This window comes from Vibrio sp. PSi01 (assembly GCF_054960695.1).
The window spans coordinates 1-715 of record NZ_JBHNYN010000048.1; the positions used below are offsets into that span (position 1 = coordinate 1).

The following is a 715-nucleotide window of genomic DNA, read 5'->3' on the forward strand; positions in this document are numbered from 1 at the left end:
TTACGGACAGTGCCTGGTGGGTAGTTTGACTGGGGCGGTCTCCTCCCAAAGAGTAACGGAGGAGCACGAAGGTGGGCTAAACACGGTTGGACATCGTGTGGTTAGTGCAATGGCATAAGCCCGCTTGACTGCGAGAATGACAATTCGAGCAGGTGCGAAAGCAGGTCATAGTGATCCGGTGGTTCTGAATGGAAGGGCCATCGCTCAACGGATAAAAGGTACTCCGGGGATAACAGGCTGATACCGCCCAAGAGTTCATATCGACGGCGGTGTTTGGCACCTCGATGTCGGCTCATCACATCCTGGGGCTGAAGTCGGTCCCAAGGGTATGGCTGTTCGCCATTTAAAGTGGTACGCGAGCTGGGTTTAGAACGTCGTGAGACAGTTCGGTCCCTATCTGCCGTGGGCGTTGGAAAATTGAAAGGGGCTGCTCCTAGTACGAGAGGACCGGAGTGGACGAACCTCTGGTGTTCGGGTTGTCATGCCAATGGCATTGCCCGGTAGCTAAGTTCGGAATCGATAACCGCTGAAAGCATCTAAGCGGGAAGCGAGCCTTGAGATGAGTTTTCCCTGGCACTATAAGTGTCCTAAAGGGTTGTCGTAGACTACGACGTTGATAGGCAGGGTGTGTAAGTGCTGCGAGGCATTGAGCTAACCTGTACTAATTGCCCGTGAGGCTTAACCATACAACACCCAAGGGGTTTTGTGGACTCAA

Annotated in this window: 1 rRNA gene; it reads left to right on the top strand. The window is 53.3% G+C overall.

The window, feature by feature from the left end:
- Nucleotides 1-686 (top strand): 23S ribosomal RNA (locus ACFI6G_RS22185); the annotation flags it as partial.
- Between the last annotated feature and the right edge of the window lie 29 nt (nt 687-715).